Origin of the sequence: Enterobacter cloacae complex sp. AR_0002 (assembly GCF_001922365.1) — a bacterium.
GTDB lineage: Bacteria > Pseudomonadota > Gammaproteobacteria > Enterobacterales > Enterobacteriaceae > Enterobacter > Enterobacter hormaechei_C.
Window position 1 is genome coordinate 3170849 of sequence record NZ_CP018814.1, and the last position, 24589, is coordinate 3195437.

Here is a 24589-nt window from a genome sequence, read left to right on the forward strand (position 1 = left end):
CGGTTGATCGCTGCCCGATATAACAGGTGGAAAATGGACAAGACTATTTATTCCAAAAAGATTGCCGAAAGCCTTTCATCTGGCAATCATCCTAAAGAGTTCGCAACGCTCTTTGTCGCGCTGCTCCGACAGCTAGCGATGGGGGGACCTGTATCACGCGAAAAGCTCGCCGGCGCACTCGGATGGTCTGGAGCGAGAGTTGCAACGGTACTTGAGCAGGCACCTGGTACGGAATATGACGACGAGGCCAATATCATTGGACTGGGGCTGACACTACGTGAAACCTCTCACGTTTTTGAGGTGGATGGCCGTCATTTGTACACATGGTGTGCGCTGGACACCTTGATGTTTCCCGCCTTGACCGGCAAGATTGCCCGTGTCACTTCCCGCTGCGCCGCCACCGGTAGGCCGATCACTCTCACCGTTGCACCAGAAGCAGTGCTTCATGTCGAACCGGCAGAAGCAATGGTTTCACTGCGAACTCCGGATACTTCGCCCGACATTCGTTGTTCGTTTTGCTGTCATGTGCATTTCTTTGCGTCTCCGTCTATTGCAAATTCGTGGGCTTCGACCCACCAAGGGATTGAGGTCGTGCCTGTCGAGAGTGCGTTCGACCTTGGTCATGATGTCGCGCTTAAGCTGCTAGAGGACTGCGAGGAAAGCCCAGTATGAATGCGTACTCGATATCGAAGCTGGCTGATGATGCTTGCGTCAGCGTGCATGTCGTGCGCGACTACATGATACGCGGCTTGTTGCACCCTGCTCGGCGAACCGAAAGTGGCTATAACATTTTCGATGACAAAACACTCGGAAGGCTGCGGTTTCTCCGCGCAGCCTTCGAGTCCGGAATTGGGCTCGACGAACTGGCGCGACTTTGCAAAGCATTGGACGCAGACGATAGCGAAAGCCTGGACCGATGCGTCGAGCGCGTGCGATGGAAGATCGACGTGCGTCGAACAGTTTTGACTGTCGTCGAGGCCTCTTTGAATGAAATGGCGGCCGGTGCAGCTACTTGAGGTCCGGCCGGTAAAAGCGTTGGAATTAGCCACTTCGTATATAATATATTGATTAATATAGCTTTTTCGATGAATGTTTGACTAAAGCCTTTATCGCGACAGTGACTCCTGAAGCTGCTTAAACTGCCCCTGAATCACCGCTTTTTCCTGAAGAATCAACTTGTTCTCATCGGACAGAACTTCCGCTCTATTCTGAGAGGCTTTCAGATCCGTTTTGGTGACCTCTAATGCTTGGGATAGTACGGCCACCTGCTTATCGGCATCTGCTTTCTGGCTTGGGGGTTCGAGGTTCAATCGTGTAAAAAACCACGTTAAGGCAATAATTCATTGTTTGAATTGAAATTTAATGGCCTCAACTCTCCCTTCAGAATATTTTCCGGCAGCGTGAACGTATAATGTCCCAGCATGTTGATATGACCGTACATCAGTGGCGACAGGCGTGAGATATGCTCGTCTTCCGGGATCTCACCAGCGCTGCGCAAATGTGATAGCGCTTCCTGCATATAAAGCGTGTTCCACAATACAACTGCGTTAGTGACAAGCCCCAGCGCACCCAGTTGATCCTCCTGCCCCTCACGGTAACGTTTTCTAATCTCACCACGTTGGCCGTAACAGATCGCCCTTGCCACGGCGTGACGGCCTTCTCCCCGGTTAAGCTGAGTCAGTATCCTGCGACGATATTCTTCATCATCAATGTAGTTGAGGAGGTACAGCGTCTTGTTGACCCGTCCCACCTCCATAATCGCCTGCGCCAGCCCTGACGGACGGGAACTTTTTAAAAGCGAGCCCACAAGTTCTGAGGCGTGGACTGTACCCAGCTTCAGAGAACCGGAAACCCTCATCATTTCATCCCATTGGGTTTCTATCTTTGACAGTTCAACGCATCCCCGCGCCAGCTCATCCAGTACCCCGTAGTTCGCATTTTTATCTGCACGCCAAAATACCGCCTCACCGGCATCTGCCAGGCGGGGCGAAAACTGGTAGCCCAGCAGCCAGAACAGGCCAAAGATAATGTCGCTGGACCCTCCAGTGTCCGTCATAATCTCCACCGGATTCAGCCCCGTCTGCTGCTCCAGAAGCCCTTCCAGCACAAAGATAGAGTCACGCAACGTACCGGGGATAACGATGCCGTGAAAGCCGGAATACTGGTCAGAAACAAAATTGTACCAGGTGATCCCACGCCCTGAGCCAAAGTATTTTCTGTTAGGGCCAGAGTTCAGCGTTTTTACAGGAGTGACAAAGCGCATCCCATCTGCAGAAGCCACTTCTCCGCCGCCCCAGCGCTCAGACAGTTCCAGCGTGGACTGAAAATCGACCAACCGGGCATTAGCGCTGACCAGCGTTTCAGCCCGAATGTAGTTTTGTTTTACCCAGCTCAGACGGTGGCGGGTCAGTGCCGGAATACTGTGTTTGATCAGCGGTTCATGTCCGATATTGCAGGCTTCAGCGAGCAGTACGGCACACAGGCTGATGTTAAGATCCTGAGCACGGGCTTCAGACTCACTCACATGAGTGAATTCGCGGGTAAAACCAGTCCGGGCGTCAATTTCAAGCAGCAGCTCTGTCAGATCAACAGGGGGGACCAGCTGCCTGACGCGGCTGTTCAGAAGAATCAGCGGCTGCGGTTCTTCCAGTTTTTCCAGACTGCTGATGGTCAGGGACGGATATTTACCCTGATGACAGATGCTCACGGCAGCATTCAGCTCAAAGCGTGAGGCCACCGTTTTCCAGGTTTCGTCCAGTTCGGTTGCCAGCTGTTTAACGGCATTTCCACCATCGGTGGGGTGTCCAAGCGCCCGGCATACGGCGATCCGCTGAGCCTGCCATTCTTTCCCCTGAAGAAACTTCTGACGCGGATCGCCCCAGCGATCGCTGTTCTCCAGCCAGATATCGCGGCGACGCAGCGAATCCTGAAGGCGTTCCAGCAGGCACAATGAGTATCCTGCACGCTGTATCCGGCCTTCGGAGTCGTACACCAGACGTTTCCAGGGACCTGTAATGATCTGCTCAGGCGCATTCTCCAGGAGGCGTTTTTTCGAACCACTCAGTTCGGCCAGGTAATGTATGGCCGATAGCGTATTTTCGCCGGCAGGGGCAGACTGAAAATGTAAATCACGCAGCATCGCTGGCAGAAAGCGCTTAACCCGTCCATATTGCTCGACCATTTCATCCTGGAAATTTGTGTCCTGCGGGCGGGCAAGCTCATTGACTTTACCTACGGATTCCGCCAGCCGGTTCTTTGGTACGTGGCTGAAAATAGTCTGACGCAGCGCTGCGTCATCCATTTTATCATCCAGTAAAAGCGTACATGCATGTGCCAGAAGTAGCGCCGCGCGATCAAGATCTTTGAGCGTTCTGAGCCGTTTTTTCTGCCCGGTTTGCTTCGCTGAACGCGTGATATTGAGGATCAGCAGATCCAGAACATCGACAGCCTCATCGAGTGCCAAAATTTCCTGTGCTTTAACAAACGCGGTCAGGATGGCCAGCCGCCGTTCCTCCGGCATTCTGGCGATATATTTTACCGAAGCCATGCCAGCATAACGAGCCAGGTTGCGGAGTTGAATTGCAGGCAGCCCGGCAAAATTCAGCCGGGAAAACTCCAGGCTGCGCAGGCGTGTGTAGCGCTGAAGTGCGTCAGTAAAGGCCGGACCACTGACGTTGACGGGCCCTTTTCGTATCTGCTCCATCACGGAAACCCGCTGTCCTTCCGGTATGACAAGCAGACCGGCCAGTTGCTCAGTCTGCCAGCTGTCAGGTAATGCAGCCAGTCTGCGCCACAAACGCCTGCTTGCCCGCTCACGAATTTCGCCAATGAGCCTCGTCAGCGCTGAGGCTGCGGGCAACAATACTTTATTCTGGAGCAACCATGCCGTGGCAAAATCGAACATCAGACCGGGGCGCTCGTTACTGAGCCATGTGCGGATATAAAGCAGACGTTTCAGTCTGAACGACCAGGGGAAATCGCCAAAATCATGGTAGTCAGAGTGTTGCCTGATCAGCCTTTGATGCTCCCAACGGGTATTCTCTCTCTGGGCGTATCGGGCCATGATCTCAGGGCGATGAATGTTCAGCTGTAATGCAACGTAATTTCGGACGCCGGGAGGTATTTGCAAGGGATCGGTCTGGAAGGTTCCCAGAAAACGGGCCGTGGTTAGCTGAAGGGCAATCCCAAATCGGTTATGTTTCCCCCGGCGCTGATTAATAAAAACAAGATCGCGTTCATCAAGATGAAAATACCGGGCCAGCTGAACCTCGTTAGGCTCGGCGGCATACCGTCCGTAGTTTTCGGTCTGTTCACTGGTCAGAAAACCGTCACTCATCCCGCATCCTTTCGTAAGGGTATCGCTCTGCTCAAATTTTGATAGTCTCAGATATTATAAGTTTTGAGACCTTTTAAAGTGCGTGCTTACATGAGTATCAAAAATCGTGTTTTATGCTTTATGATACTACGCAGTATCAGTATCGATTTGTGAGACCAATATGGCATTACTGGGATATGCAAGGGTATCAACGAGCCATCAGAAACTGACGGCGCAGATCATGGAGCTGAAATCTTCAGGCGTCAGAGATGACCGGATTTTTACTGACATGATGTCGGGCGCCACGGACGAACGTGAAGGGTTACAACGGCTGCTTGCCCGTGCCGAAAAAGATGACATTATCATGTGTACCAAAATGGACCGGCTTGGCCGCAACACAGCGGATATGATCCACATTGTTGATGCCTGCTATAAAAAGGGAATAGCCATCCGGTTTCTGGAGAATGGACTGAGTACTGAAGGCACGATGGGTAAAATGGTCATTCAGATCCTTGCTGCCGTTGCTGAAGCTGAGCGGGAGCGGATCCTGGAGCGCACAAACGAAGGCCGGGTCATCGCCATGGCGGCAGGCGTCAGGTTTGGACGGAAACCTCATCACAAATCGGCCGCCGCACTGGAGCTTATCCGGCACGAAACGCCCATTAAACTGGTGATGGAGAAAACCGGCATATCCAGGGCCACCTATTTCAGGTTAAAAAAACTGGGCCCAGGCAGTTAACCCGACGCAGGCAGCGATTTTTTCCTGTGCCGGAAAGGGTTTCGCGGTTGATGCTGATGATCCCCTGCTTAAAAACAGAGTTAACATTGCCCACAATATTGCTGGTTTTGATGAGCCGTTAAAGGAGTTTTATGAATGGATGGATGTATCTGGTGATTGCCGGCATAGCCGAAGTCTTTTATGCCGCGTCAATGCTCCGGACTGAGGGATTTACCCGGATCTACCCCAGTATTTTTTGCCTGACATTTATCGGTGTGAGCATGTACTTTTTGTCCCTGGCAACACGGACTATTCCTGTAGGAACCGCTTATGCGGTCTGGGTCGGGATTGGTGCTTTAGGGACAGCAGCGTACGGAATAATTTACTTAAATGAAGATAAGGGCCTGTTACGCATTGCCTGTTTCGGACTGATTCTGGCGGGTATCATTGGCCTGAAAATTCTGGCAGGACACAAGCAGCTGTAGGTTCTCATCCATAAACAGAACTCCGGGGGCATTCTGATTTTAGACATCAGCATGCCTCTCCCTTTCCCCTTTTTGAAATGGGACATTACCCGCTACATTAATAACAGGCGAGAGAACCGACATAACCGGGGGCGGCCAGGAAAAGTTGCCATGATTGACAAAAAGACTGCTTTTTGTTTGTACCTGCATGATTAACGGTGCGAATTTTTTCGGCAAACTATAAATGCGGGCACCAGTGTGATGATAAGCACCTGAATAAATGCCGACGGTAATGAAGGTGGCCCTGTTGATTAATAAGTTTGCAGGGAAATAAAAATCCCCGTCATCACGGGGATTTTCCGGACCCGAATGCGTTACCGGGAAGGATGCGAAGGAGAAAAGCGCAGTATCAGCATACCCGCCAGTGCTGCCAGTACAGAGCCGGCAAGTACCCCCACCTTGACCTCGTCCACCAACAGGGGGCTTTCTGCAAACGCCAGGTTGCCGATAAACAGGCTCATGGTAAACCCTATTCCGCACAGGACCGATACGCCGTAAACCTGCAGCCAGGTACTTTTTTCAGGCCGTTTTGCCAGGCCCAGGCTGACGGCCAGCAGCGACAGGCCGAAAATGCCCGCCTGCTTGCCAACAAACAGGCCCAGCGCAACGCCGACCGGTACCGGCGACATCAGGTCATCAGCCGTCATACCGGAGAGCGCGACCCCCGCATTTGCGAAGCCAAACAGCGGCAGTATCAGAAACGTCACCCACGGATTGATGCCGTGCTCCAGCCGGGCAAGAGGGGATTGTTTATCCGGATCGGTTACCCGCAGCGGGATAAAGAGCGCCAGCAGGATACCCGCGATGGTGGCGTGCACCCCGGACTGAAGCATGAAAAACCACAGCACGCCCCCCGCCAGCAGATAGGGAAACAGCCGGGTAATCCCGGCACGGTTCATGATAAACAGCAGAGCAACCGTGACCGCCGCACCGGCCAGCATCAGAAACGAAATATTACTGGTATAGAAGAGCGCAATAATAGCCACTGCGCCCATGTCGTCCAGAATAGCCAGCGCCGACAGGAAAATTTTCAGCGAGGCAGGTACGCGACTGCCCAGCAGTGCCAGTACCCCGAGCGCAAAGGCAATGTCCGTGGCGGCAGGAATTGCCCAGCCAGCGAGGGTTTCATCGCTGCCCGCATTAAACCATACGTAAATGGCCGCAGGCACGGCCATCCCGCCCAGCGCGGCAAATCCCGGCAGCGCGCGCTGGCCCCAGGTGGCAAGCTGACCGGTGAGAAGCTCGCGCTTGATTTCCAGGCCGACCATCATGAAGAACACGGCCATCAGGGCGTCGTTTATCCAGTGCTCAACGGAGAGGCCGGCGGCGTTGTATTTCAGGAATACCTCATATCCCTCCCTGAGCGGAGAGTTAGCCACGATGATAGCGGCTGCTGAGGCGATGATGAGCACGATGCCGCCGGCTGCGGGCGAGCTGAAAAATGCAGATGGCACTTCTGACATCCTCTTTTTATTTCTGTCTGGGATTTCTGACACACTCCCTCCCTTTATTCAAAAAAAACAGGCCTTCCCCTGATATACAACCGCTGGTTATCAGAGGATAAGCCGGCTGAGCTACGCTGAAGATATAAAAAATACGATAATTAATTGCTGATAAATTAACGAATTAGCGTGACGTTAATTTTATCATAACGTCCGGCCCGCTTCAGGCGGAAGAGGTAAAGCCCTGTAAAGCTGCCGCAGGCAGGGGCATTTTTATCCGTCATCAGCCACACGCTCACAGCAGCCATGTGACGACAAAAAAACCCAGGGCAGTCATCAGAATGGAGCCGGTTACGTGTACCAGCAGTGAAGTAAACGCCCAGAAATAATTACCGGACTGCAGCTGTGAGAATATTTCCAGGGAAAACGTGGAAAACGTGGTCAGCCCACCGCACAGCCCGGTGATAACAAGTAATCGCCAGGCCGGATCCAGGTCAGGATGGCGCATGAACCAGGCCAGCGACGCACCAATGATAAATCCGCCCGCAAGGTTCACTACCAGCGTGCCCGGTGGCAGGTCAGGAAACAGGCTGTTCAGGCGTGCGCCAAGCAGCCAGCGGATCAGGCAGCCAGCGGATCCACCAATGATAATGGCCAGATAAGATTTCACGGGGTTTACCTCTGTGTCAGAGGGAGTATGCAGGCTGATGATACGGGGCGGCCTGACATACTCCCGGTTAAAGGGGAGTAATATCAGGCGTCATCAGCTTCTCAGGGGAAGCGGTTGGGTAAGGTGGAACGCCATCACCTCGCCGCAATTCTGGCCCGGTCACGGGCGTTAATCAAGCGGCTATCCACTGTTTTTGTGCGACTCCCCCTGCGGCGGGCATGAGGAGCCCGTTTTCAGGCTTGACCTGAAGAGCATTAAAAATTATCGTTTCGGCAGCATTTTATATCTGACTGTGAGTCATGCACATTACGCCACCCTGAGTTTCTCTTCGCCCGTCCTTTATCAGAGAGCCTGCCGCGACAGCCAGTCCGCGCCGGGTACCGTTCTCTCATATCCGTTACGGGACTGCCACCTTTCACGGTGAACCCGCGTGTACCTGCTTCAGGGACGCAGGCGCCGTGTCCGCAGCAGCCGGTACGGACACGTCGTGATTAATCGGCGGGCTGCAGCCCGCCTTCAGGGATATTCATGCGTCAGCTTTTTCGGTTTATGTTTCATCACGCCTCTCACCTTACGTTCGGTGCGATGCTGATGGCCATGTCCAGCTTTGGACAGACCTATTTTGTCTCACTTTACGGGCAGGATTTTCGTGAGGCCTTTGGGCTCACCGACGGCGGACTGGGCGGCCTGTACGCAATCGGAACGGTGATGAGCGCCATCACGCTGACCTGGGCCGGACGGCTGATTGACTACACCACGACCCGCCGCTTCACGCTGGCGGTCACCCTTTTGCTGCTCACGGCCTGCCTGCTGGTTTCCGGCGCACAGGCGGCGTGGATGCTGTGCATCGGGTTTTACTTTCTGCGCCTCGGCGGCCAGGGACTGATGGTGCATACTGCGCTGACCGCAACGGCGCGCCAGTTCCCCCTTGATGCAGGCAAGGCGCTCGGCGCCATCGCGCTGGGGCTCTCGCTGGCGCAGGCCGTTTTTCCTGTGATTGCGGTGCAGATAAGCGCGCTGACGGGATGGCGCGCTGCCTGGGGCATCAATGCCGGAATGCTTGTTGCCGGCGTGGGGGTCGCGCTGATGTTTTTGCCCCGCGGGAAAGAGAAGCCGCTGCGTACGTTCAGAAAGCGGGGTGAGGAGAAAGAAAAAGAGGCGCCGGTATGGCGAAACCGCAACCTGCTGCTGGCGCTGCCTGTCGTGCTGGCCTCCCCCTTTATCACCACCGGCTTCTTCTTCCACCAGGCGAGGCTGGCACAGGAGAAAGGCTGGGAGCTGTCGTGGGTGGCGGTATGGTTTATTGCCTATGCCATTACCCAGGCGGTATCGCTGCTGTCGTTTGGCCCGCTGATTGACCGGCTCTCACCACGCAGGCTGCTGCCGTGGTTTCTGATGCCACAGGCCCTGGCCATGCTGGCGCTATGGCTCAGCAACGGTCAGTGGGTGACGCCTTTTTACCTGATTATGACCGGCGTATCGTCGGCCATTGCCTCAACGCTTGCCACCGCGCTCTGGGTACAGCTGTTTGGTCCGGCGCAGCTGGCCAGGGTGCGCTCGGCGGTTGAGGCAGGGACGGTGATTGCCAGCGGGGCATCCCCGGTAATCATGGGCGTGCTGATAGATAACCATGTCACCCTGCATCTTCAGGCCCTGTTCTGCCTGGTCTACATTCTTGGCGCCAGCCTGCTGGCCACCGGTATCAGGACGGATGCGCCGCAATAACGCGCCTTTACCTTCATACCCGTCATCCTCTTTCCCCTGTGAAGGCGGGCCTGATATCAGGCCCGCCTGTTTCATCGCAGCATCAGCAGGGGCTGACGGCTTTCAGACAGCATTTCCGTGGTGTGGCTGCCAATAAAGAATCGCCGTAACCGGGAGTGCCCGCAGGCCCCCATTACCGTGAGGTCGATATCATGGGCGTCCGCGTAGCGGCACAGCGCCCCGGTTACGGACTCGTCTTCCAGCAGGCGTGTCTCGGTCGTGATACCGGCTTCCTGAAGAACAGCCTGCGCATCCTGCAGGGCTGACATGTCACCGTTGACCATCACGATATGACAGCTCAGGCCGTGCAGCAGCGGGCTGACCGTCAGGCGCGTCAGGTTTTTACGGCTCTCACTGCTGCCGTCGTACGCAAACATCACCCGCGCCGGCGGCGTAAACGTCTCCGGCACAATCAGCACCGGGTTTTTCTGCAGGCGAATGACGCTTTCCAGATGGCTGCCTACCTGATTCTGCGTCCCGCGGCGCCCCAGCACCATCAGCCGGACTTCGCCCAGCTCCGCCAGGATTTCGTCCAGTGCGCCGTGCTTTTGCAGCAGCTGTGCGTCCGGCTGTCCGGTCTGCTTCAGGAGCTCCGCACAGCCGGCCAGCACGGCCTTGCCCTGCGCCATCAGCAGCCGGCTGCGCTCACCCTCGACGCGGACCAGCGCTTCGGTCAGCTGCTCCCGGCTGTCAATACCAATGCTCCCGGTCAGGTCAGACACGGCGGGAGTCTCACTCTTTTCGAGCACGTGCAGCAGCGCCAGCGGCGCGCCAAGTTTACCGGCTGCCCAGGCAGCATACTCACAGACCGGCCGGGTTGACGGCGAGCCGTCAACGCAGGCAATAACGGTGTTATTCATGATGCTTTCTCCAGTAAATTAATGGCCACCCATCAGCTTTTCCACTTCTTCAGGCTTGTCATGCACTCCGAAGCGGTCAACGAGGGTGCGGGTCGCGTCATTCATACCCTTGATCTCCACTTCCGTGCCTTCGCGACGGAACTTGATAACCACCCGGTCCAGCGCGCTCACGGAGGTGATATCCCAGAAGTGGGCGTGCGTTACGTCAATCACCACGCGCTCCACCGCTTCACGGAAGTCGAAGTGGCTCATAAAGCGATCGGATGAGGCAAAGAATACCTGGCCGGCTACGGTATAGGTGCGGGTGTCGTCCTTCAGCTCAGAGGAGACCGCCATAAAGCGGGCGACCTTGGTGGCGAAGTTCAGCGAGGCAATCAGCACGCCGGTGAGCACGCCAAACGCCAGGTTATCGGTCGCCACCACCACCACCACGGTGGCCAGCATCACCACGCTGGTTGACAGCGGATGGCTGCGCAGGTTGCTGATGGAGCGCCAGGAGAAGGTGCCGATGGAGACCATGATCATCACCGCCACCAGAGCCGCCATGGGTATCCGGGACACCCAGTCGCGCAGGAACACCACCATCAGCAGCAGCACCACGCCGGCGGTGAGCGTGGAAAGCCGCCCGCGCCCGCCCGATTTGACGTTGATCACCGACTGGCCAATCATCGCGCAGCCCGCCATGCCGCCGATAAAGGAGGTGCAGATGTTGGCCACGCCCTGCGCCTTGCACTCGCGGTTTTTATCGCTCGGCGTGTCGGTCATGTCGTCCACGATGGTGGCGGTCATCATCGACTCCAGCAGCCCCACCACGGCAAGTCCTGCCGAGTACGGCAGAATAATCATCAGCGTGTCGAGGTTAAGCGGGATATCCGGGATCAGAAACACCGGCAGGCTGTCCGGCAGTTTGCCCATGTCACCCACGGTGCGCACGTCCAGGTGCAGCCACATGGAAATGGCGGTCAGCACGATGATGCAGACCAGCGGCGAGGGAATGGTTTTGTTCAGATACGGGAAGAGATAAATGATGCCCAGGCCCGCAGCGGTCAGGGCATAAACGTGCCAGGTGACGTTGGTCAGCTCCGGCAGCTGCGCCATAAATATCAGGATGGCCAGCGCGTTCACGAAACCGGTGACCACCGAGCGGGAGACGTAGCGCATCAGGCTGCCCAGCTTCAGGTAGCCGGCCGCCAGCTGCAGTACGCCGGTCAGCGCCGAGGCCGCCAGCAGATACTGCAGGCCGTGGTCTTTTACAAGCGTGATCAGCAGCAGCGCCATCGCACCGGTGGCGGACGATATCATTGCCGGACGGCCGCCGAGGAAGGCCATAACCAGGGGAATACAGAACGCAGAGTAGAGCCCGACCTGCGGGTCGACTCCGGCGATGATGGAAAAGGCGATCGCTTCGGGAATAAGCGCGAGCGCGACCACAATACCGGCAAGGACGTCACCACGGACGTTACCCAGCCAGTCCTTACGCGTCGAGGACAGCAGCATAGTCATTTCTCAGTTTTTGATTACGGTCAGCCCGTGAGGGCAAAAATTTTACGTACGAAAAAGCACATCCGCAGACGGGATGTTTTTGAGTGCGCGCCGAAGTTTATTCAGTGCGACAGAGGAGGGGTACGACTCAGGGTGGCGTAAGACGCATGGTGGTGTTTATCACTCCTTCACGGCTGACAGAGCAGCGCGGGTAATCAGAAAGACCGGATGAACAGACGTTCAGTACCGGCCACAAATGCCCGCCGGGCAGATGAACCACGGCAAAAAGCGCTTTTTACTCTACACGAATTGTTAACGGGGTCAACGCGCAGGGCAAAAACGCTGTTCATGGAATGCCGGTCAGGCGCATCCGGACGGAAAGTCCTTCTGCATGCTCAGGCTCGTCCGGCGTTCGCACATACATATGATTAAGTGAATATAAATTTGACGGAGAAAGTTTCACAGGTACACTCAGGTCAGTCACAATAAGGAGTCACCATGCCACCCGTGTCCCCCCTGCAGCTTTTTAAAAGCCTTTCCGACGAAACCCGACTCAGCCTCGTGCTGCTGCTACGCGAAAAAGGGGAGCTCTGCGTCTGTGAACTTACGTCCGTGCTGAAAGAAACTCAGCCCAAAATCTCACGGCATCTGGCTCTGCTGAGAGAAAACGGGCTGCTTACCGACCGGCGGGACGGAAAATGGATCCACTATCGTCTGTCGCCTCATATGCCGGCGTGGGCAGCGGCGGTTATCGAACAGGCTTATCTCTGCCAGCGGGATGATATCCGCCAGCTCAGCCGGCAGGCTGAACGCGATAACGCCACCACCAACGGCAAGCCTGTCTGCATTTAAAAATTTACCGGTATATATCTGGATTATCGAATATATTACGCATCGAAAATTTATCAGTCCGGTTTAACAGGCATTTGTATTCAATAGGAGCGGGTATGTTTCTGGCAGGTGCGATTTTCATCCTGACGCTGGTACTGGTCATCTGGCAGCCGAAGGGGCTGAGCATTGGCTGGAGTGCCGTCATCGGTGCGGCGCTGGCGCTGCTGACCGGCGTGGTGCACATCGGTGATATTCCGGTGGTCTGGCAGATTGTCTGGAACGCCACGGGCACGTTCATTGCGGTCATCATTATCAGCCTGCTGCTCGATGAGTCCGGCTTTTTTGAGTGGGCCGCGCTGCACGTTTCCCGCTGGGGAGGCGGCAGGGGCCGGCTGCTGTTCACGTATATCGTTCTGCTGGGTGCCGCAGTGGCGGCGCTGTTTGCCAATGACGGAGCCGCGCTAATTCTGACGCCGATCGTTATTGCCATGCTGCTGGCGCTGGGATTCACTCCCGGCTCCACGCTGGCGTTTGTGATGGCAGCGGGCTTTATCGCTGACACCTCCAGCCTGCCGCTCATCGTATCGAACCTGGTGAACATCGTAACGGCTGACTTCTTTACGCTGGGCTTCAGCGAGTACGCATCCGTCATGGTGCCGGTGAACATTGCCTCCATTGCGGCCACGCTGGTGATGCTTCATCTCTTTTTCCGCAGGGACATCCCGGTCACCTATGACCTGGCGAAGCTGAAGGCACCGCGGGAAGCCATCCGGGATGCACGAACCTTTAAGGCTGGCTGGGTGGTTTTGGTTCTTCTGCTGGTTGGCTTTTTTGCTCTGGAGCCGCTCGGCGTGCCGGTCAGCCTGGTGGCGGCGGTGGCGGCGTTTATTCTCTGGCTGGTTGCCCGCAAAGGACACGTGATTGACGCCGGCAGGGTGCTGAAAGGCGCGCCCTGGCAGATCGTTATCTTTTCGCTGGGCATGTATCTGGTGGTATACGGACTGCGTAACGCCGGACTGACTGATTACCTTTCCGCCGCCCTGAACCGGTTTGCAGAGCACGGCGTATGGGGCGCAACGCTCGGCACCGGCTTCCTGACGGCGGCACTCTCGTCCGTCATGAACAACATGCCCACCGTGCTGGTTGGCGCGTTGTCGATTGACGGTAGTAGCGCACAGGGCGTGGTGAAGCAGGCGATGATTTACGCCAACGTCATCGGCTGTGACCTCGGCCCGAAAATAACCCCTATCGGCAGCCTCGCAACCCTGCTGTGGCTGCACGTGCTGGCACAGAAAAACATCACCATCAGCTGGGGCTATTACTTCCGCGTGGGCATCGTGATGACCCTGCCGGTGCTTTTTGTCACGCTGGCCGCGCTGGCCCTGCGCCTGTCTGTTTAACTTTAACCCCGGGGCTGCGCCCGTGCAGCCCCTTTACGGAGTACCGCTTATGACTGACATTACCATTTACCACAACCCGGCCTGCGGGACATCCCGCAATACCCTGGCGCTTATCCGTAACAGCGGCGCCGAACCCACGGTTATTCTGTATCTGGAAACGCCGCCGTCACGCGATGAGCTGAAGAAGCTGATTGCGGATATGGGCATCGGCGTGCGCGACCTGCTGCGCAAAAATACCGAACCGTACGAACAGCTCGGCCTGGCAGAAGACCGCTTCAGCAATGACGAACTGCTCGATGCCATGCTGGCTCATCCGATCCTCATTAATCGCCCGGTGGTAGTGACACCGCTCGGCACGAAGCTGTGCCGTCCCTCCGAAGTGGTTCTGGACATACTGCCGGACCCGCAGCAGGGCGCGTTTACCAAAGAGGACGGCGAAGCCGTCATTGATGAGCACGGGAACCGCGTCAGCCACTGATTTTTTACCAGGCTGCGGGCATAACAGTGTGGAAAAAGCCGGCATCTGCCGGCTTTTTTATATGCTGCGCTGGTTGACCCGCTCAGAAAGCTGCGCGGCACTCTCTTTCCTTTCGCTGTAGCGGTCGGTGAGATAATCACTGCGACCGCGCGTCAGCAGGGTGAACTTCATCAGTTCCTCCATGACGTCCACTATGCGGTCATAATACGAAGAAGGCTTCATGCGGCCATCCTCATCAAACTCGGCCCAGGCTTTTGCCACGGATGACTGATTCGGGATGGTGATCATCCGCATCCAGCGTCCAAGAATACGCATCTGATTTACAGCGTTGAACGACTGTGAGCCGCCGCTGACCTGCATGACGGCCAGGGTTTTTCCCTGTGACGGGCGGACCGCGCCTGACGTCAGCGGTATCCAGTCAATCTGGGCCTTCATGATGCCGGTCATGGCCCCGTGACGCTCCGGAGAGCACCAGACCATGCCTTCCGACCAGAGAACCAGCTCCCGCAGCTCAGCCACTTTCGGGTGCGTCTCCGGCGCATCATCGGGCAGTGGCAGGCCGGACGGGTTGAAAATTTTCACCTCCGCGCCCATGGCCGTCAGCAGCCGGGCACCTTCTTCCGTTGTCAGCCGGCTGTAAGAGCGCGCCCGCAGCGAGCCGTAGAGCATCAGGATGCGGGGCGGATGCGTTATCTCTCTGGCCTTCAGCTTATCTTCCGTCAGCGGCGCGTCCAGGAGGGCCGGATCGATATTTTTCAGGGCATCAGTCAGGTTGTTCACAATGGGGTCTCTTCGGGAGTCTTTGCGGGTGACAGACTGCAGCTGCCGCCTGCGCAGCATTCTTCTGTCAGAAAGGCCATCAATTGCTCAAGCTGCGCATAGCAGGGCCTGCAGAACAGGGTACGACTCTGCCGTTCCTGGCTTATGAGTCCAGCGGATATCAGCGCTGAAAGATGATGGCTGAGCGTGGAGGCAGGAATCTCAAGGTGCTTCTGCAGTTCGCCAACCGGCAGGCCTTCATGACCCGCCCTGACCAGCTCCCGGTATATGCTGAGACGTGTCGGGTGGCCCAGTTCTCGAAGTGCGTTTGCAGCAGTGTTTAAATCCATAATACCTCCTTTATCTATATTTCCAGAATAATAGAAATATAGCCTGCGTCAATCGTTTCTGCCGTGAGGGTACCGCTTTCCCAATCATGCTCTGTCCGCCAGGTTATGGGGGGCAGAGCCAGAGCACTACCGAAATCCTTGCGAATACCCGTGCAGGGAATAATTTCCGCCCCCTTTATGGCCGGAAAAAAAACTGATAAACGTCGCCTTTTCAGAAGGTTGCTTTCTTAACGTGGTTTTTCGCATGGTTGGACCTCAGACCCCGCTTGCGAGTGCGGCAATATTATCCGCCAATTGTTTGCTTTCATGCTTCCGCTCCCGGTTTTTTGCCGAGGCGTCGTTAAGTTGATGCTCCAAGTTCTGGATATCGGCCACTTGCCTATCCAAGGTGCTTTTGTGCATCGCATTGGCCTGTTCGAGCTCATGCGTTTGTCGTTGTAATTGCGCATTAGTGTCTATCAGCTCGGACGCTCTTGACTCGGCTTGGATGAGCCGGTTTTGCAGGTCTTGAATCTGGTCTTTCAGGCCCCGGTTAACCATCTGGAATTGCTCGCGCTCCTGCTGCCGGTCTTCGGCGGTGCGTTGCTGGTAGGGGGCACCTCAGAAAACGGAATCTATGGTCACTCCCGTTTTTGCAACACCGATTTTGACGACAAGTTGGCTTGCTTGAATCTATCCGGCGTCTGAATGGGATTTTATTCCCGCGCCTCGATGAGTTCCGCGCCTGATGAACCTCCAGAAAATATACGGCTTCAATGAGCCTTTCCGTTTTACAGGTTCCTCAACAGGCCGGTGGGCCGTTAGTATCATCAATATCAGTATTCGCAAAACCAGATGAATGATTGTTTAAACTGGTGTATTTCTGCCTTTATGCTTCGTAAGTTTGCTGTCGCGCCGTCAGTGCCCAGGCTATTCTGGCCAGCTTGTTTGCCAGAGCACAGGTGACGACAAAGTTGCTTTTCCGACACAACAACTCCCTGACCCAGTCGGCCAACTTGCCAGACTGGTGTTCCAGTTTTTGTATGAATACCCTGGCACACTGAACCAACAAAGTTCGGATCTTTTTGTTGCCCCGCTTGCTAATCCCTAACAATGTCGTCCGACCTCCCGTGCTGTACTGTCGGGGTACCAGCCCTGTTGCCGCCGCAAAGTCACGGCTGCTGGCGTACTGCTTCCCGTCGCCAATCTCAGTTGAAATAGTACTGGCAGTCAGCGTTCCAACGCAGGGAATACTCAGCAAGCGCTGTCCAACCTCATCTTCGTCCAACTTTCGTTTCAACTGAGATTCCAGATCTTTAATCTGCTCAACAAGATAGTGATAATGCTGTTGTAATTTCAGCAGTAACTGGCTGAGATAAAGAGGCAAACTACTGTCCTCAAGAAGGGTACTCAGTCGACTAATAACGGCAGCACCTCGCGGAACGCTGATACCAAATTCCAGCAGAAAAGCATGCATCTGATTAGTTGTTTTCACCTTATCCTGAACCAGGGATTCACGGACACGATGCAGAGCTCGCATTGCCTGCTGAGATTCGGTTCTGGGCTGCACGAAACGCATAGATGGACGTGATGCTGCTTCACAGATAGCTTCAGCATCAACGAAGTCATTTTTGTTGCTTTTAACGAATGGGCGGACAAATTGCGGTGATATCAGCTTTGGAAAATGCCCTAACTCTGCCAGCTTGCGTGCCATAAAGTGAGAACCGCCACAGGCTTCCATCGCGATGGTTGTTGCCGGGCATGTCGCCAGAAATTCGATTAGCTTTGGTCGGGTGAATTTTTTACGGTAAACGGCCTTCCCACGATGATCCTGACAATGAATATGGAAAGAGTTCTTACCCAGATCGATACCAATAAGCGCAATGTTTTCCATGATGGTTCTCCGAATGAAAGCCTGTCCTCAGCATAGTACTGGGAAGGAGGGAGTGACCATCTCATTAAATAAAGCACGCTAAGCCGGTTGCAGCGGCCGTAGCGGCCTGAACTTGCCCGCGCCGATCTTGGCGCTGCTGCGCCAGAGGTAATCGCCGGTCAGGTTGATGTGCTCCCAGCCGAGCGGCGACAGGTACTGCAACAGGCCGTCATCGACGGCTTGACCGTGGCCACGCAAGGCGTTCGCGGCCCGCTCCAGATAGACCGTGTTCCATAGCACGATGGCCGCCGTCACCAGGTTGAGGCCGCTGGCCCGGTAGCGCTGCTGCTCGAAGCTGCGGTCGCGGATTTCCCCCAGGCGGTTGAAGAACACGGCGCGGGCCAGCGCGTTGCGCGCCTCGCCTTTGTTCAGCCCGGCATGCACGCGGCGGCGCAGCTCGACGCTTTGCAGCCAGTCCAGGATGAACAGTGTGCGCTCGATGCGTCCCAGCTCACGCAGGGCGACGGCCAGGCCGTTCTGGCGCGGGTAGCTGCCAAGCTTCCTGAGCATCAGCGAGGCCGTCGCCGTGCCCTGCTTGATCGAGGTGGCCATCCGCAGGATTTCATCCCAATGGGCGCGGACGTGCTTGATGTTGAGCGTGCCGCCGATCATCGGTTTCAACGCCTCGTAGGTGGCATCGCCCTTCGGGATGTAGAGCTTGGTGTCGCCCAGGTCACGAATGCGCGGGGCGAAGCGGAAGCCCAGCAGGTGCATCAACGCGAAGACGTGGTCCGTGAACCCTGCCGTGTCGGTGTAGTGCTCCTCGATCCGCAGGTCGGATTCGTGATACAGCAGGCCGTCGAGCACGTAGGTCGAGTCGCGCACGCCGACGTTCACGACCTTGGTGTGGAACGGCGCGTACTGGTCGGAGATATGGGTGTAGAACGTCCGCCCTGGGCTGCTGCCGTATTTCGGATTGATGTGGCCGGTGCTCTCGGCCTTGCTGCCGGTGCGGAAGTTCTGGCCGTCCGACGATGACGTGGTGCCGTCGCCCCAATGCTCGGCGAAGGGATGTCGGAACTGCGCGTTGACCAGCTCGGCCAGTGCCGCCCCGTAGGTTTCGTCGCGGATGTGCCAGGCTTGCAGCCAGGCCAGCTTGGCGTAGGTCGTGCCGGGGCACGATTCCGCCATCTTGGTCAGGCCCAGGTTGATCGCGTCGGCGAGGATCGTGGTCAGCAACAGGTTTTTGTCCTTGGCCAGGTCGCCTGACTTCAGGTGGGCGAAGTGCCGGGTGAAACCCGTCCATTCGTCTACCTCCAGCAGCAATTCGGTGATCTTGACGTGCGGTAGGATCATCGCCGTCTGGTCGATCAGGGCCTGTGCGGTATCGGGCACCGCCGCATCGAGCGGCGTGATCTTCAGGCCCGACTCCGTGATGATGGCGTCCGGCAGCTCGTTGGCCAGCGCCATGCGGTTGACGGTGGCGAGCTGCGTTTCCAGCAGCGTCAGCCGGTCATGCAGGTACTGGTCGCAATCGGTGGCCACGGCCAGCGGCAATTCGCTGGCCTGCTTGAGGCTGGCGAATTTCGCGGGCGGCACCAGGTAGTTGTAGCGGCTCGCGTTTGAAAACGGGCGTGCTCGCATTCGACGCCGCTTTCGGCTCGAATTAACTGCAACTGACGGCGCGCTGATGCTCACGCTATCTGCAAACGAGCTTGCAATCGACGGCGGCGGCTCGCATTTCATGGCGGCGTGCTCGAATTAATTGCAAGTGAAATGCCGGGTTCCAAGCTATCCAAAATCAATAGATGCAGTGCCGGCTGCCCGCTAACGCCTCTGAGCGGTCAGACGGGGATTGACCTACGCCGCCTCTCGCACGAGACGGATATCGACTTCTCTGTCAACGTACTTCCATTCCTCTGTTGCACGCAGTTCGGAAAGCAATGCGTTGAACTCAGCCTCATGGGTTGGCGCGAACTCGAACCAATTGAGAAAATCGAACGGTTCATTTTCAGAGAGGTCGCGGCAGTGGTGGAGCTTGCGCGCTACTGCAGGCAAGTAGTTGAGCCCGATTTGGATGTGCTTTGACTTTTCGAAAACGCTCCGGCGCTCGTCTTGCGTGAATTCCCACCAAGCTGCGTTTTTTCGGATCGGTATCAACGCAGCGCAAGTTGCTTCTGGGCGCGCTAGCCCTTGCTGCTTCACCACAATTTCGTTCTTCTCTTCGCGCATGACATACCGTTCATTGCTTGTTATTCCGCGAAGTACCCAGGGTGCATTGGTTTCGGGCTGCAACTCTGAGGCAGATATTACGTTGAGCCTTTTGGCTTCAGGCAGTGACTTGCCAACTATGGTTTCGGTTCCAACGATCCGCCAAAGACCGCTGTCTCCGCCGACGAATGCAAATAATCGTGTATCCATTTCACCCCCTTCATGTGAGTGTGTTAACTTTTTTACAGCCTCAAAAAACCTATCTGCCCATCCCATGCTTGTGCATCATCGTCTCGCCTCGCTTAGCGTAGTATTGCATTACGCTTACCAGCGCCCCCAGTTAAATTGTAAATATAGCATCGCTTGGTTTCAAGTAATAACTGCAATTTCATTACGCGGCGAGTAAATCGTCTCGCCGCCCTATAAATAACTCATTCGGTGATCGTCCACCTCTGGTCGCTCTGGGTCTGCTGTTCAGTCGATCCATAACAAACTGAACCTGCTCATCCGTCACCTTGCTTAAGTCTGTTCCCTTGGGGAAGTACTGGCGGATAAGGCCGTTGGTATTCTCATTGATCCCTCGTTCCCATGATGCATAAGGGTGGGCAAAATAAATATCCGCCTCCAGACCTTTCGCTATATCCTCGTGCCCAGAAAATTCAAGACCATTATCCAAGGTGATGGTTTTGATTCTGGCTTTGAGCGACGCCAAATGCTCAATCGCTGCAGCCGCCAGCAGGTCGGCTCTTTTGCCCGTCAGGCGAACAATGACCGTATACAGCGTCTTACGCTCAACCATCGTCAGCAGAACGCCCTTGCGACCCTTGCCGATGATCGTATCGCCTTCCCAGTCACCAATTCGGCTACGCCGGTCAACGACCGCAGGGCGCTCATCAATACTCACTCTGTTCTTGATCTTCCCTCGCCGATCATAGCTGCCATAGCGCTTGCGATAGGGCTTTGACGCTACCCGAAGATGCCTATACAAATCGCCACCGTTGGCCTTGTCTGCGTAAATCAACTGGTAAATCGTCTCGTGGTGCAGACATACGCCTGTGTGCCTTCTCAGGTAATCGGCAACCTGCTGCGGACTCAGCTCCTGACGAAGCAAGGTTTCTATCTCACCTCGCACCTCGTCCGTCACCTTCCGTGCCTTGTAGGCATCATGCCTCCTAGCGCTCGACAGCTTCTGTGCCTGCCCAGGCCGATAACCTCGAAGCCCTCTGTTACGGCGAAGCTCCCGGCTGATCGTGGACGGACTCCGCTCCATTTTCTCCGCTATCGCCAATTGGCTGTGGCCTGCTTTTTTTAGAATGTAAATCTGGTATCGTTCGTTTTCGGTCAGCTGGTTGTAGCTCATCAGTGCTTTTCTCTTGGTCGGGAGGAGCGCCGACTCTACCAGCTGGCCGCCCTCTTACCAATTGCACTTATTATCCGAAACCGCGAGGGAGTTGTTGTGTCGGAAAAGCAACTTTGTCGTCACCTGTGCTCTGGCAAACAAGCTGGCCAGAATAGCCTGGGCACTGACGGCGCGACAGCAAACTTACGAAGCATAAAGGCAGAAATACACCAGTTTAAACAATCATTCATCTGGTTTTGCGAATACTGATATTGATGATACTAACGGCCCACCGGCCTGTTGAGGAACCTGTAAAACGGAAAGGCTCATTGAAGCCGTATATTTTCTGGAGGTTCATCAGGCGCGGAACTCATCGAGGCGCGGGAATAAAATCCCATTCAGACGCCGGATAGATTCAAGCAAGCCAACTTGTCGTCAAAATCGGTGTTGCAAAAACGGGAGTGACCATAGATTCCGTTTTCTCTATCGTCCCCATCAAGGCTCTGGCCAGCACGATGCCCTTGTCGGTTTGCATGGCCAGCTCGGTCAGCAACTGGACAGCCTGCCGGTAGTGGCCAATCGTGAACGGCTGGAAGCCGAACACCGTTTGCAGCTCGACCAGGTGCTCGCGTCGGGTCTGCTCACGCTGCCCGTACTCGTCCCAGCTTTCGATGCCGACCTTGAGCTGGTTGGCGACCAGTCTCAGCAATGGCGGGAACGGTGGCTCATCAGCGCCAAGGATGACGCCGGGAAAGCGCAGGTAGCAGAGCTGCACCGCGAAGCCCAGCCGATTGGCCGGGCCGCGCCGCTGCCGGATGATGGAGAGGTCGCTTTCGCTGAACGTGTAGTGACGGATCAACTCATCCTTGGTGTCCGGCAACGCCAGCAGGCTTTCGCGCTCGGCGGCGGAGAGGATCGAACGGCGGGGCATGCGGTTTCCTTCTTCTTGAAAACGTAGGTTTGTGACAAGCCCGCCAAGGCAACCGGCGCGGCACGGGAATCAAGGCATTGCGATTCTCGAAAATAGTTCTTGAAATTCTATTCTTGATTGCATATCATCTCAACGAGTTTCGATAAGAAAGGATGCGCATGCGACCGTCTGGTTCGCTGGTGGGCAAGGAGGCAGCAGCCGACACGCTCATCGGCAACTGCACGACCGCACGACCAGCCTCCCGTTCAAATTCGAGTTAGAACTCATATCCAGCCTGTCTGGGGGCACTGTGAAAGAGGGATGTCCGATGACTGTTGAATCGAGAATATTTTCTGTAGCCGAGTATGTTCAGCCGTCCGAAGGCGAGCCTATTCGTTCCGTTGTGCTTGAAACCCGAGACTCAATTATCGTGGTTTGGCATGTCCATCCCGGGCAGGAAATTGCGGCTCACATTCATCCTCACGGCCAAGACACGTGGACTGTTTTGTCGGGAATGGCTGATTACTTTCAGGGCAATGGGATTGTTCGTGCCCTCAGGGAAGGTGAGATAGCCGTGGCAAGACCGGGCCAAGTGCACGGGGCGCGAAATACAGGTACCGAGCCATTTGTGTTCGTCTCGGTTGTGGCATCAGCCAATGCCGGTTTCGTATTGGCTGAGCGATAGAGCCCAATCTCTGGAGTTGGTCCAATGAGCGGTCGGGGAGATAGGTAACAGACATGCAGCGGACACGGCTGCTAAACCAGGTCGCAAACCTCCTTGCGTCGCAGCGTGCCGCAAGCGACGCGATCAATCGAATGGGGTCGGCATGAGACTGAACACCATCCAGTTCCCGACCGCGTAGCCGCCTGTCCTGCCGATCAGGTCTTGACCATCGACGCCTGGGATCAGTCCTGAATGTTCTTGGAGACCACTACGTTATGAGCCGCAGCCGCCGCAAAACACCCATCGTCGGGCACACGACCTGCGGCAGCGAGCGCGAGGACAAGAAGCTCTGGCATCAGCGCTGGCGCACCCGTGAGCGCACGGCGCTGACCAGCGCGTCGCCCGAAGCCCTGAGCGCCCATCTGCCCCTGCTGGAAAACCAGGCCAGCAGCGTCTGGTCGATGGGCAAGGATGGCCGCTCCTACTGGCCCGTCAAGCGCCAGGCCGCCACGGCGGATCGCATCGCCAATCACAAGGGACGCAACCCGCAAGAACGCGCCTCCCTGAAAAAGCGCCTGCTGCGCAAGTGGATGAGCAAATGAAGCTCTCCTTCCATCAGCACATTGCGCTGTTCTGGATGATCGGTGCTCCGGGTGTCACTTTCAGAAGGCGACAGCACGAAATATCAAAAGTCGACCGCACGGTCTTTTCTGACGTTGGAGTCGCCTCAGAAAACGGAATCTATGGTCACTCCCGTTTTTGCAACACCGATTTTGACGACAAGTTGGCTTGCTTGAATCTATCCGGCGTCTGAATGGGATTTTATTCCCGCGCCTTGATGAGTTCCGCGCCTGATGAACCTCCAGAAAATATACGGCTTCAATGAGCCTTTCCGTTTTACAGGTTCCTCAACAGGCCGGTGGGCCGTTAGTATCATCAATATCAGTATTCGCAAAACCAGATCAGTAATTCTTTAAACCGGTGTATTTCTGCCGTTATGCTACATAAGTTTGCTGTCGTGCCGTTAGGGCCCAGGCTATTCTGGCCAGCTTGTTTGCCAGAGCACAAGTGACGACAAAGTTGCTTTTCCGGCACAGTAAATCCCTGACCCAATCGGCCAATTTGCCAGACTGGTGTTCCAGTTTTTGTATGAATACCCTGGCACATTGAACCAACAAAGTTCGGATCTTTTTATTACCTCGCTTACTAATTCCCAGCAATGTCGTCCTACCTCCCGTGCTGTACTGTCGGGGTACAAGCCCTGTTGCCGCCGCAAAGTCACGGCTGCTGGCGTACTGCTTCCCGTCGCCAATCTCAGTTGAAATAGTACTCGCTGTCAGTGTTCCGACGCAGGGAATGCTCAGCAAGCGCTGTCCAACCTCATCTTCGTCCAACTTTCGTTTCAACTGGGATTCCAAATCTTTAATCTGCTCAACAAGATAGTGATAATGCTGTTGTAATTTCAGCAATAACTGGCTGAGGTAAAGAGGCAAACTATTATCCTCAAGAATGGTACTCAGTCGGCTAATAACGGCAGCTCCTCGGGGAACGCTAATGCCAAATTCCAGCAGAAAAGCATGCATTTGATTGGTTGTTTTTACCTTATCCTGAACCAGGGATTCACGGACACGATGCAGAGCCCGCATTGCCTGCTGAGATTCCGTTCTGGGCTGCACAAAACGCATAGACGGACGCGATGCAGCTTCACAAATAGCTTCGGCGTCGACAAAGTCGTTTTTATTGCTTTTAACGAACGGGCGGACAAATTGTGGTGATATCAGCTTTGGGGAATGCCCCAACTCTTCCAACTTGCGTGCCATAAAGTGAGAACCGCCACAGGCTTCCATTGCGATGGTTGTAGCGGGGCATGTCGCCAAAAATTCGATCAACTTTGGCCGGGTAAATTTTTTACGGTAAACAGCCTTCCCGCGACGATCCTGGCAATGAATATGGAAAGAGTTTTTACCCAGATCGATACCAATGAGCGCAATGTTTTCCATGATAGTTCTCCGAATGAAAG

The 24589-nt window shown here is 55.5% G+C and carries 23 protein-coding genes, 3 pseudogenes and 1 riboswitch; of the genes and pseudogenes, 12 read left to right on the forward strand and 14 right to left on the reverse strand.

What is annotated here, in order from left to right:
* Positions 1–33 precede the first annotated feature (33 nt).
* Positions 34–672, forward strand: coding sequence for an organomercurial lyase MerB (gene merB, locus AM329_RS15645; RefSeq protein ID WP_011405610.1), 639 nt, complete (start codon positions 34–36; stop codon positions 670–672).
* Entirely contained in the window at positions 669–1016 is a 348-nt protein-coding gene (merD, locus tag AM329_RS15650; RefSeq protein ID WP_021443905.1) for a mercuric resistance transcriptional repressor MerD, read from the forward strand. The genes merB and merD overlap by 4 nt, the downstream gene beginning before the upstream one ends.
* Before the next feature lie 311 nt (positions 1017–1327).
* On the opposite strand, the gene AM329_RS15660 is transcribed toward merD, so the two are convergent.
* Positions 1328–4336: a Tn3 family transposase gene (locus AM329_RS15660; RefSeq protein WP_004118541.1), complete on the reverse strand. Its 3009-nt coding sequence runs from the start codon at positions 4334–4336 to the stop codon at positions 1328–1330.
* A gap of 160 nt (positions 4337–4496) precedes the next feature.
* Between AM329_RS15660 and AM329_RS15665 the strand changes: the two genes are divergently transcribed.
* Entirely contained in the window at positions 4497–5054 is a 558-nt protein-coding gene (locus AM329_RS15665; protein WP_004118540.1) for a recombinase family protein, read from the forward strand.
* A 131-nt stretch (positions 5055–5185) separates the two neighbouring features.
* On the forward strand, positions 5186–5518 hold the full coding sequence (locus AM329_RS15670; RefSeq protein WP_004118538.1) for a multidrug efflux SMR transporter: 333 nt from the start codon (positions 5186–5188) through the stop codon (positions 5516–5518).
* Positions 5519–5871: 353 nt separating this feature from the next.
* On the opposite strand, the gene nhaA is transcribed toward AM329_RS15670, so the two are convergent.
* Positions 5872–7020 carry a Na+/H+ antiporter NhaA gene (nhaA, locus tag AM329_RS15675; protein WP_011977829.1) on the reverse strand — a complete coding sequence of 383 codons (1149 nt, stop codon included), beginning with the start codon at positions 7018–7020 and terminating at the stop codon, positions 5872–5874.
* Between the two features lie 274 nt (positions 7021–7294).
* Complete coding sequence (gene crcB / locus AM329_RS15680) at positions 7295–7669, reverse strand: fluoride efflux transporter CrcB (protein WP_004118534.1); 375 nt, start codon at positions 7667–7669, stop codon at positions 7295–7297.
* A 77-nt stretch (positions 7670–7746) separates the two neighbouring features.
* Positions 7747–7817, reverse strand: a riboswitch (Fluoride riboswitch).
* Between the two features lie 380 nt (positions 7818–8197).
* Here crcB and AM329_RS15685 point away from each other — a divergent pair.
* On the forward strand, positions 8198–9394 hold the full coding sequence (locus tag AM329_RS15685; RefSeq protein WP_001549953.1) for an MFS transporter: 1197 nt from the start codon (positions 8198–8200) through the stop codon (positions 9392–9394).
* Between the two features lie 71 nt (positions 9395–9465).
* On the opposite strand, the gene AM329_RS15690 is transcribed toward AM329_RS15685, so the two are convergent.
* A complete protein-coding gene (locus AM329_RS15690) occupies positions 9466–10293 on the reverse strand; it encodes a universal stress protein (RefSeq protein WP_004118529.1) in 828 nt (275 codons plus the stop codon).
* An 18-nt stretch (positions 10294–10311) separates the two neighbouring features.
* Positions 10312–11790 carry a SulP family inorganic anion transporter gene (locus AM329_RS15695; RefSeq protein WP_001549885.1) on the reverse strand — a complete coding sequence of 493 codons (1479 nt, stop codon included), beginning with the start codon at positions 11788–11790 and terminating at the stop codon, positions 10312–10314.
* Positions 11791–12273: 483 nt separating this feature from the next.
* Here AM329_RS15695 and AM329_RS15700 point away from each other — a divergent pair, with 483 nt between their 5' ends.
* The 3 genes from AM329_RS15700 (at position 12274) to arsC (ending at position 14484) form a co-directional block, all read left to right on the forward strand.
* Positions 12274–12627 (forward strand): metalloregulator ArsR/SmtB family transcription factor, encoded by a 354-nt coding sequence (locus tag AM329_RS15700; protein WP_001549886.1) that lies wholly within the window; start codon positions 12274–12276, stop codon positions 12625–12627.
* Between the two features lie 95 nt (positions 12628–12722).
* Entirely contained in the window at positions 12723–14006 is a 1284-nt protein-coding gene (locus AM329_RS15705; RefSeq protein WP_001549887.1) for an arsenic transporter, read from the forward strand.
* 49 nt (positions 14007–14055) lie between these two features.
* Positions 14056–14484, forward strand: coding sequence for a glutaredoxin-dependent arsenate reductase (gene arsC / locus AM329_RS15710; protein WP_001549888.1), 429 nt, complete (start codon positions 14056–14058; stop codon positions 14482–14484).
* 57 nt (positions 14485–14541) lie between these two features.
* Here the strand turns inward: arsC and arsH are convergent, their stop codons facing one another.
* The 7 genes and pseudogenes from arsH to AM329_RS15750 all read right to left on the reverse strand — a co-directional run bounded on the left by arsH (position 14542) and on the right by AM329_RS15750 (position 21016).
* Positions 14542–15255, reverse strand: a complete 714-nt coding sequence (arsH, locus tag AM329_RS15715) for an arsenical resistance protein ArsH (RefSeq protein ID WP_025801347.1) — start codon at positions 15253–15255, stop codon at positions 14542–14544.
* Between the two features lie 5 nt (positions 15256–15260).
* The gene (locus AM329_RS15720; RefSeq protein WP_001549890.1) at positions 15261–15593 is read right to left on the reverse strand and encodes a helix-turn-helix transcriptional regulator; all 333 of its coding nucleotides are present in this window, start codon (positions 15591–15593) and stop codon (positions 15261–15263) included.
* A 255-nt stretch (positions 15594–15848) separates the two neighbouring features.
* Positions 15849–16133 (reverse strand): hypothetical protein, encoded by a 285-nt coding sequence (locus AM329_RS15725; RefSeq protein WP_050596970.1) that lies wholly within the window; start codon positions 16131–16133, stop codon positions 15849–15851.
* 328 nt (positions 16134–16461) lie between these two features.
* Complete coding sequence (locus AM329_RS15735) at positions 16462–17466, reverse strand: IS110-like element IS5075 family transposase (RefSeq protein WP_000427614.1); 1005 nt, start codon at positions 17464–17466, stop codon at positions 16462–16464.
* Positions 17467–17544: 78 nt separating this feature from the next.
* A pseudogene (locus AM329_RS15740) lies at positions 17545–19053 on the reverse strand (Tn3-like element ISPa38 family transposase); the annotation flags it as partial.
* 252 nt (positions 19054–19305) lie between these two features.
* A complete protein-coding gene (locus tag AM329_RS15745; protein WP_002718009.1) occupies positions 19306–19866 on the reverse strand; it encodes a chlorite dismutase family protein in 561 nt (186 codons plus the stop codon).
* Between the two features lie 181 nt (positions 19867–20047).
* The gene (locus tag AM329_RS15750) at positions 20048–21016 is read right to left on the reverse strand and encodes an IS30 family transposase (protein WP_032608318.1); all 969 of its coding nucleotides are present in this window, start codon (positions 21014–21016) and stop codon (positions 20048–20050) included.
* 79 nt (positions 21017–21095) lie between these two features.
* Here AM329_RS15750 and AM329_RS25595 point away from each other — a divergent pair.
* Positions 21096–21212 (forward strand): annotated as a pseudogene (locus AM329_RS25595) (IS110 family transposase); the annotation flags it as partial.
* A gap of 240 nt (positions 21213–21452) precedes the next feature.
* On the opposite strand, the pseudogene AM329_RS15770 reads toward AM329_RS25595, so the two are convergent.
* A pseudogene (locus AM329_RS15770) lies at positions 21453–21926 on the reverse strand (DUF4158 domain-containing protein); the annotation flags it as partial.
* A gap of 307 nt (positions 21927–22233) precedes the next feature.
* Between AM329_RS15770 and AM329_RS15775 the strand changes: the two are divergent.
* From AM329_RS15775 to AM329_RS15785, 3 genes are all read left to right on the forward strand, one after another.
* Positions 22234–22590: a cupin domain-containing protein gene (locus AM329_RS15775; protein WP_003465043.1), complete on the forward strand. Its 357-nt coding sequence runs from the start codon at positions 22234–22236 to the stop codon at positions 22588–22590.
* 254 nt (positions 22591–22844) lie between these two features.
* Entirely contained in the window at positions 22845–23171 is a 327-nt protein-coding gene (locus AM329_RS15780; RefSeq protein ID WP_003100858.1) for a hypothetical protein, read from the forward strand.
* Positions 23172–23206: 35 nt separating this feature from the next.
* Positions 23207–23383, forward strand: coding sequence for an integrase (locus AM329_RS15785; RefSeq protein WP_074422537.1), 177 nt, complete (start codon positions 23207–23209; stop codon positions 23381–23383).
* 181 nt (positions 23384–23564) lie between these two features.
* On the opposite strand, the gene AM329_RS15795 is transcribed toward AM329_RS15785, so the two are convergent.
* Positions 23565–24569, reverse strand: coding sequence for an IS110-like element IS4321 family transposase (locus AM329_RS15795; RefSeq protein ID WP_000427623.1), 1005 nt, complete (start codon positions 24567–24569; stop codon positions 23565–23567).
* Positions 24570–24589: the final 20 nt, after the last annotated feature.